Here is an 8,155-nt window from a genome sequence, read left to right as displayed (position 1 = left end):
TCTGTGCCCCCCCCCCCGCCTATGGGTTGGGCCCGGGCCGGCGGGGGGGGCGGCGGCCAGGCGGCCGCCGCCCCGCGGTGCATGCGCCGATGCTTCAACGCGTATCGTTTAACTGATGACTACTCGACGCCAGGCCGCCCAGATCCTTGATATTCCGCTTGAAATGGCCATCCGCCACGGTATTCCCGCGCACATGGATGACGCCGAGCTTGCACGGATGCAGGCCGACCCTCCCGGATGGCTGATCCAGTCCAGGGCCAACCGGACCGGAAAGCGGCCGGTATGGGTGCAGTTGACCTGCACCGTCTGCGGATACACGGAAGCTGCCCGCCCCAAGAAGTGGTGGCCGGAGTTCACGTTCATAGCGTGCGAAGACCACCGGGTTCGGGAGCTCCCCGAGCTGCCTGCCGGAGCAGTCCGCACTGAGTACCCGGGAGTGGGCTCCCGCTTCATCGGGGTTGTGGACGCCCCGGCCGAGCCTGCCGGCTAGGCGCCTAGCGCGCTGCGGTCAGCCCGGTGCGGGCCATGGCATCGGTGTAGGCAGCGCGCATATCGTCCAGCGCCTCCTGCTGACGTTCCGCGGTGGCGCCGAAGGAACGCCCGGAAAGCGAGCGTGCCTTGTAGACCTTGATGCTGCGGCGGTAGATCATCCGGTTCTCGGTCTTGAGGAACAGCGCGGCGAGGCGCTGGGCCTCGGTGCCGTGGGCCACGATGACGGAGGCGCGGGGCACCAGGGCAAGGAAGCGCAGCAGCGGCCGCAGCCCTTCCTGGACCTGTTCCTTGCTCAGCTTGCCGTTGGGTTCGCCCGGCACATGCCAGGGGTAGGCGTTCCACGGCATAACGAACTCCGGCCGCAGTCCGGCCTGCCAGTGAACGCCCAGCAGCCGTGCCACCGCCTCATTGTCACCGGCCGTGATGAATCCCGACTCATGCGCAGTGCCTATGTTGGAGAACAGGCTGACGATCCGGCATTCCCCGATATCGTGCATGGGATCGATGTAGGGCACCTGGCTTCCCGGTTTCATTTCAGCCAGGGAGTCGCAAAGCTGGTTCACCTCAGCGACATTGGGCTCATAGCGTCGGTTCCAAAGGTCGTCATGCTGGGATTCGAGTGCCGGGCTTTGCATAAAGTGGTGCGTCTCCTACAAGGTCTTCCGACCGGTTATATCGCCCGCTCCGGGTCCTGCCGGCGCGGGTACTGCCTATGACAAAGTTTACCAATGCACCTTGCCCCGCCGGACGGGAAGAGGCCCCGCAACCGCGTAAACCGCGCGGGTGTGAGAAACAACTCTCCGGCGTGCGTCCTGGGTTAAACCAGCAAAGCGGGGAACGCACCAGGGCGCTCCCCGCTTTGGGTGGAGATTTCTCAGTGGAGATGGGGGGAATCGAACCCCCGTCCGATGTCGCTTTGTCAGGGCTTCTCCGGGCGCAGTCTGCAGCGGATTTTCTCGGTCCCAGCCATCACGCAGACAAGTGGCTGATCCGGACCCAGCCGTCTAAAAGTCCCGAACACCCCAACGGCGAAGGTGTTCAGCAGTGGCCCTCTAAATGACGCCAGGCACCGGGGCGAGAGCATCCCCGGGCTGACGGACTATGCCTTACTGCTTAGGCAGCAAGAGCGAAGTCAGTGCGCTTTGATTCGGCACTTATTGGTTTACAGAGATCGTTAACGAGATAACCCTGTATCCTCGGCCCGCTTCCCCTGTCTCAACAAAACATCGTCGAAACCGGTCATCCCCTTATTGAGTTACCAATCCGGCCGAAGCCGGAACACTCATTGTACCGCAGGTTTTCAGGAACGGCTTAGAACCGGATGCCGAAGACCACTACGGGGGAACCCCAGACCGTCAGGAGAATCCACGAGACGAGCACGAAGAGGACTGAGAGGATGCTCAGCGCGGTCATGCCCGGTGCCTTGCTCCGGAAGGCCCAGGCAAACAACGCGATGTTCGCCAGGACCAGCACCGGAGCGAGCCATACCAGCACCTGTGCAAGGTAGAGGTAGTACGCCGCAAAGAACGGAACCACTACCAGAATGACTACCGGCAGCACCGCCAGGACAATCAGCAGGTCGACAGCTGTAACCATCCATGTCCAGACCGGCTTGCGGGCGGCGGCTTCCTCGTCCGCGTCTGCCTGCGGTTCCCAGAACGTTCCGCTCATGCGCCGCGGTTCTTGTCGCGCATCGCGCGGAGTGCTTCACGGTTGTCCTGCTTCTCGCGCAGGGTTTGGCGCTTGTCGTACTCCCGCTTACCGCGGGCGACGGCGATCTCCACCTTGGCCCGTCCGTCCAGGAAGTACAGCTGCAGCGGCACGATGGTAAAACCCGATTCGCTGGTCTTGCGCATAATCTTTTCCAGCTGCTCGCGGTGCAGCAACAGCTTGCGCCGGCGCCGCGCGGAGTGGTTGGTCCAGCTGCCGTTGAGGTACTCCGGAATATAGGCGGCTTCGAGCCAGAGCTCGTTGTTGTAGAACGTGGCAAACCCGTCCACCAATGAGGCCCTGCCCTCACGCAGCGACTTCACCTCGGTCCCCATCAAAACCATGCCGGCCTCGTAGGTGTCGAGGATTTCGTAATCGTGCCGGGCCTTGCGATTGGTGGCCACTACCTTACGGCCACTTTCCTTAGGCACGGGGCAACTCCTTAGTAGGTTTTAGCGAAAGCTCCATTGTAGGCCTAGAGCAGGCCCATCGGGTCCACGAGATTGCCGTTCAGCACCGTCTCGAAGTGCAGGTGGCACCCCTGCGAGTTTCCGGTGTTCCCCACGTATCCGATCAGCTGGCCCTGCTCCACCCACTGATTGACGGACACCGTGAAGCCGCTGAGGTGGTAGTAGTTGGTGGCCAAGGCGTTGCCCTTCACCACACCGTGATTGAGAACAATCCGGTTGCCTGTCCCGATCATTTCGCCCTGGCCTTGGTCGGCCCGCCAGACATGGCCGGCGGCCGGAGCATAGACCGGGGTTCCGCAGTTCGCGGCAAAATCGATGCCTGAGTGCAGGTAACCGCCGTTGCCGAAGAAATCAATTGTCCCCTCCGGGGTGCCGCGCCAGCCAAAGCCGGACGAAACCGGAGAACCGATTACCGGATGGCGGAGCCCGAAGGAGGACGGGCTTCCCGGCTGCGGCACGGTCTGGGCCGGCGGGGCGGGGCGGTTGTTCCGGGCTGCTTCTTCGGCCGCTGCGCGGTTGGCTTCATCAACGCGGGCCTGCTCGCGTTTGCGGTGTTCCTCGAGCAGGACCCGTTGCCGCTCCGCGATGTCCGCGGTTACCTGGGCGCTTTCCTTTTCCAGACTGGCCATCTGGGACTGGAGCTTGGGTTTCTGCGCCTCAAGCTCCTGGTTCATCGCCGTGGTCTGGGCAACCAGGTCATTAACTTTCTGCTTCTCCGCGGCTGCCGCGTCACGCGCGGACTGCTCGGCCTTGAGCGCCTCTTCCGCCTGGGCCTTGAGCTTGCTGATCTCTTCGGCCACGGCTGACAGCCTCGCCTCGGAGTTCACATTGTTGGCGTTCTGCTGGGACAGCTTTTCCACGGCGGCGTTCTGGCCCTTGAGCGCCTGTTCCGCCATGCCGAGCGAATCGGTGAGGCTGTCCGCACCCTTGGCGCCGAACATCAGTGAGAGCGTGGAGGGAACACCGCCGTTTTTGTAGGCCTGGGACGCAATCTGTCCGATGGCCTTTTCGGTGGCCGCAATGTCCTCACGGTCCTTCTCGATCTGCGCCGTGATGGTTTCGTGGGTGTTCTGGGCGAGGGCGACGCGTTCGTTCAGGGCGCTCACCTTGCCGGCGGCGCTGTCGACGCGTCCCTCGGCATCCGCGAGCTGCTGCTGCGCGGCGGGGAGCTGGCCCTTGTAGATATTGAGCTTGGCCACCGTCTCGGCAATATCTTCTCCGAGGTACTCATAGTCCTGCTGGACTTTCTGCTTTTCGGCTTCGATGGCGGCCTTGCGGTCCTCGAGGTCGTCTGCATTTGCCGCACTGCTGAAGGCAACGGAGAGCGTCAGCGTCAGGAGGGCGACAACCGCCGCCAGGGCCCGTGACGCCGGCGCACGTCCGATCCGTTTAGGCACAGCATTATCCATTAGCGAGACTCTCCATGATCTTCCACATTCCATTCCCAGTGCTCATGACTCTAGACCTTCAGGTACCGGCGGAGTGTCAACAGCGAGGATACTCCCGCCAACAGCGCCCCGAGAACAAGTAGGACAGGTGTCAGGTACAGGACCTGTTCCGAGGAAATAAAGGCCGTGGTTGGGTACTGCCGGGCAAGGTTTCCGATGAAGAAGTGCGCGGTGGCCAAGAGTGCCGCTGAAGCCAGAACCGCGCCGATGACGGCGGCGATCACGCCTTCCAGCACGAACGGCAGCTGGATGACGGCCTTGGATGCGCCGACCAGGCGCATGATGCCCGTTTCCCGTCGTCGGCTGAACGCCGAAAGCCGGATGGTGGTGGCAATCAGCAGGATGGCGCAGACCAGCATGACGCCGGCAATGGCCAGTGCGGCAACCGAAGCAAGGTTCAGGTACGTAAACATCTTTTCGAACAGTTCACGCTGGTCACTGACCGACTCGACTCCCGGCTTGGAAGAGAACGCCTCGTTGATGACCTCGTACTTTTCCGGATCCACCAGGCTCACGCGGAAGGACTCGGGCAGCATCTCGGCGGTGATGCTGTCCACGATCGGCGAGTTCGCGAACTGCTCGCGGAAGTGCGTCAGCGCGGTCTCCTGGTCTTCATACTCGACCGTCTCCACATAGCGGTCCGACTGCAGGTCCGCCTCGATGGCCTCCCGCTGTTCGTCGGTGACGGCGCCGGAGGCACACGATGCGGACGTGTCATTCTCGGTGCACAGGTAGACGGCAACCTGGACGCGGTCGTACCAGTAGCCCTTCATCTGGCCGATCTGCAGCTGCAGCAGCCCTGCCGCCCCCACAAACGTCAGCGACACGAAGGTCACGAGGACTACGGAGACAACCATGGACAGGTTCCGGCGCAGACCTGAACCGATCTCGCCCAGGACAAATGCGAGCCTCATTCAGCCACCCCGCTCCCGCTGCGGCCCGGCACATCCGGCACGGCTGATCCGCCGTCCGGTTCCCGTGCCGCTTCGGGTTCGCCCAGGTAGATGCCCTCATGCTCGTCGCGGATGATCTTGCCGTTGCGCAGTTCCACCACGCGCTTGCGCATCGCGTTGACGATGTCGTCGTCGTGCGTAGCCATCACCACCGTGGTGCCGTTCTGGTTCACCCGGTCCAACACCTTCATAATGCCCAGCGACGTGGTGGGGTCCAGGTTTCCGGTGGGTTCGTCGGCGAGCAAAATGCCCGGCTTGTTGACGATGGCCCTCGCGATAGCGACGCGCTGCTGCTCGCCGCCTGAGAGTTCGTGGGGCATGCGGTTGTCCTTGCCCTCCAGCCCTACGGTCTTGAGGACTTCGGGCACCGAGTCACGGATAACGGCACGGCTGCGGCCGATCACCTGCATGGCAAAGGCAACGTTCGCAAAGACCGTCTTGTTGGGCAGCAGGCGGAAATCCTGGAAGACCACGCCTATCCCCCGGCGCAGCCGGGGCACCCGCCAGCTCGGGATCTTTGCCACGTTGGCGCCGGCCACGTAGACCGTGCCCTTGGTGGCGTGCTCCTCTTTCATGATCAGCCGGATAAACGTCGATTTGCCGGAGCCGGAAGCGCCCACGAGAAACACGAACTCGCCGCGGTCCACGTCGAGGCTGACCGAGTTGAGCGCAGGCCGGGAGTTCCGGTCATACAGCTTGGTGACATTGTCGAAAGTGATCATCGCTACTTAGTGCCCATGAAGCGGCCGGAGACACGGGCCTTGGTTCGGGGTATGGGCACCGGCCTCTCGACTATAGCCAGCTTCCGACGCAGTGAGCCACAACCTAAGAGCGCGTGTCGGACTACACACCGCGTCCACAGGGTGAAGATGCGGTACAGTCCTGCGGTGCCCACAGATTCCGCCGGACTGTCCCCCGATGCCGTCGCCCTTGCGGATATTCGGCGTTCCCCGCGTACATCGACGGATACCCGCGCGTCCCGCCGCGGACGCCGGGTCCTTCGCAGCAGCGGCACCCACCCCGGTTTCCGCCGCGACGTCCAAGGGCTGCGGGCCCTCGCCGTCGTACTGGTGCTTCTTTACCATGTCTGGCCTGAGGCCCTGCCGGGGGGCTTTATCGGCGTGGACGTTTTCTTTGTTATTTCCGGCTACCTGATTGTCGGTTCCCTGGTGCGGGAACTGCGCTCCACGTCCACTATCGCGTTGGCGCCCTTTTACGCCCGGCGGATCCGCCGGCTACTTCCCGCAGCTGCAACGGTTGTGCTCTCGACCCTGGGCGCAACAGTGCTGCTCTTCCCGGAGGGGCGCTGGCAGGGCGTTGCCCGGGATGCCGCGGCCGCCAGCTTGAATGTCCAAAACTGGAACCAGGCCTTCAGCACCACCAGCTACGCGGGTGCGACAGCGGCTGTATCTCCGTTGCAGCATTACTGGTCCCTCTCTGTGGAGGAACAGTTCTATCTTGTGGTTCCCGTGCTCCTGCTCGGCGCTGCTGCCGCGGTCCGTGCCATGGGGCTCCGCGCCGGCATACCTGCTACCGCACTGGCAGTCATCTGCGGTATCTCCGTGTTGTCCTTCATCCACTCGGTCCAGTTCTCGATGTCGGCCCCCGATCTCGCCTATTTCTTTACCACTACCCGAATCTGGGAACTCGGTCTGGGCGGGATCCTGGCCCTCGCGACCGCGGGACGAAGCGTGCAGCTGCGCCTATCCATCGCCAGCGGGTGGGCCGGGATTCTACTGATCAGCGCGGGAGCCATCGGTCTCTCCACCGCGATGCCGTTTCCCGGCTGGGTGGCACTCGTTCCCACGGCTGGAGCTGCGCTGTGCATCCTTGCAGGCAGGGCCGCTGATGCTGCCGTACCGTGGATTTCGGCCGTCTGGTGGCAGTCCCTTCGCCCGGTCACCTATCTAGGCGACATCTCCTACTCCCTGTATCTGTGGCATTGGCCGGTCACCGTCTTCACCGTCCATTTTCTCGGGCACGGCCCTGACCTGGTTGCCGGTGCCGCCATCATCTCCACAAGCGTTCTTCTGGCCGCACTGTCCACCCGGTTTATCGAGAAGCCGTTCCGCCGGTTCCAGGGGAAAGCCGGCTCCGTGGGCCGCCACGGCGCTGAGAGGGTGACGCACCGGCCCATGTATGCACTGGCAGCGCTCCTGATCGCAGTTCCGGTGGCAGTTGCCGCCGTCCCGTATGGGGTTGTCCAGCAGAAAATCAACAACCTGACCAAAGAGTACGATTCCCGTTCCTACCCAGGCGCCACAGCGTTCGATTCCAGCAACCCCGCAACAGTGCCGGAAGGCCAGCCGCTGCGCCCGGCACCTGCGGCGGCCATGGCCGACATGCCATCGCTGGATGAGGCCTGCACTGTTTACGATCCGGCGGAAACACCCTACGCCGAGTGTATGTTCGGTGACCCCGGCGGAGCCAAAGCAATAGTCCTGGTAGGGGATTCCCATGCTGCCCAATTCGTGGCTCCTCTCGACGCCATTGCCCGGGACGGCGGGTACCGGCTTTACGTCCTCACCCGCAACGGATGCCCGTTCAATGCCGAGCCGTTGCACAGCGACACCTATACCTACGCTCTCTGCCCTTCCCAGAACCTTGAGACCGTGAAGGACATCCTCGAGATCGAACCCGAACTCGTAGTCACGTCGGCCATGCGGCCGGCCAGCTACGATCATGCGCTTGGCTGGACCTGGGATTCCCCGCGCAGTGCCGTGGACGGTTATCTGGAGGTGTTGGAGCCGCTGGAGCAGGCCGGCATCCACATCGGCGTCATCGCAGACATCCCCTATCCGACGTTTAGCGTCCCCGACTGTGTGCTGGAAAAAGACAGCATCGACGACTGCAATGTTCAGCGCCCCGACGCAATCGGAGCGACCGACCCCCTGGTCGAGGCAGCCATGCGGCTGAACAACAGCCGGCAGGTGGACCTGACGGACTATTTCTGCGATGACCAGCGATGCCCTGCCGTAGTCGGCAATGTCCTGGCCTACCGGGACAACCACATCACCAATACCTTCGCCCGGACCCTGGTCCTGCCGCTGCGGAAAGGGCTCGGCTTCTAGCCGGACCACCT

General features: G+C 63.2%; 8 protein-coding genes and 1 other RNA gene. 2 read left to right on the top strand and 7 right to left on the bottom strand.

What is annotated here, in order from left to right; translation table 11 throughout:
- Positions 1-115: 115 nt before the first annotated feature.
- Positions 116-490, top strand: a complete 375-nt coding sequence (locus NNX38_RS06220; protein ID WP_255797210.1) for a hypothetical protein — start codon at positions 116-118, stop codon at positions 488-490.
- A gap of 4 nt (positions 491-494) precedes the next feature.
- Here the strand turns inward: NNX38_RS06220 and NNX38_RS06215 are convergent, their stop codons facing one another.
- From NNX38_RS06215 to ftsE, 7 genes are all read right to left on the bottom strand, one after another.
- Positions 495-1,127, bottom strand: coding sequence for a uracil-DNA glycosylase (locus NNX38_RS06215; protein ID WP_227918328.1), 633 nt, complete (start codon positions 1,125-1,127; stop codon positions 495-497).
- Positions 1,128-1,367: 240 nt separating this feature from the next.
- Positions 1,368-1,739: a transfer-messenger RNA gene (ssrA, locus tag NNX38_RS06210) on the bottom strand.
- Between the two features lie 64 nt (positions 1,740-1,803).
- On the bottom strand, positions 1,804-2,163 hold the full coding sequence (locus NNX38_RS06205; RefSeq protein WP_255797209.1) for a hypothetical protein: 360 nt from the start codon (positions 2,161-2,163) through the stop codon (positions 1,804-1,806).
- Entirely contained in the window at positions 2,160-2,633 is a 474-nt protein-coding gene (gene smpB / locus NNX38_RS06200) for an SsrA-binding protein SmpB (RefSeq protein ID WP_229949615.1), read from the bottom strand. The genes NNX38_RS06205 and smpB overlap by 4 nt, the downstream gene beginning before the upstream one ends.
- A 44-nt stretch (positions 2,634-2,677) precedes the next feature.
- Entirely contained in the window at positions 2,678-4,069 is a 1,392-nt protein-coding gene (locus NNX38_RS06195; protein WP_255797208.1) for a peptidoglycan DD-metalloendopeptidase family protein, read from the bottom strand.
- Between the two features lie 62 nt (positions 4,070-4,131).
- On the bottom strand, positions 4,132-5,034 hold the full coding sequence (gene ftsX / locus NNX38_RS06190) for a permease-like cell division protein FtsX (protein ID WP_255797207.1): 903 nt from the start codon (positions 5,032-5,034) through the stop codon (positions 4,132-4,134).
- A complete protein-coding gene (gene ftsE, locus NNX38_RS06185) occupies positions 5,031-5,795 on the bottom strand; it encodes a cell division ATP-binding protein FtsE (protein WP_255797206.1) in 765 nt (254 codons plus the stop codon). Before ftsE ends, ftsX begins: the two co-directional genes overlap by 4 nt.
- A gap of 165 nt (positions 5,796-5,960) precedes the next feature.
- Here ftsE and NNX38_RS06180 point away from each other — a divergent pair, with 165 nt between their 5' ends.
- A complete protein-coding gene (locus NNX38_RS06180; protein WP_255797205.1) occupies positions 5,961-8,144 on the top strand; it encodes an acyltransferase family protein in 2,184 nt (727 codons plus the stop codon).
- The last annotated feature ends 11 nt before the right edge of the window (positions 8,145-8,155 follow it).

The sequence above is a fragment of the Arthrobacter sp. zg-Y238 genome (assembly GCF_024385525.1).
Taxonomy (GTDB): Bacteria; Actinomycetota; Actinomycetes; order Actinomycetales; family Micrococcaceae; genus Arthrobacter_B; species Arthrobacter_B jinronghuae.
Note: the sequence above shows the minus strand (reverse complement) of the source record. Positions and strands in the feature narration are given on the sequence as shown.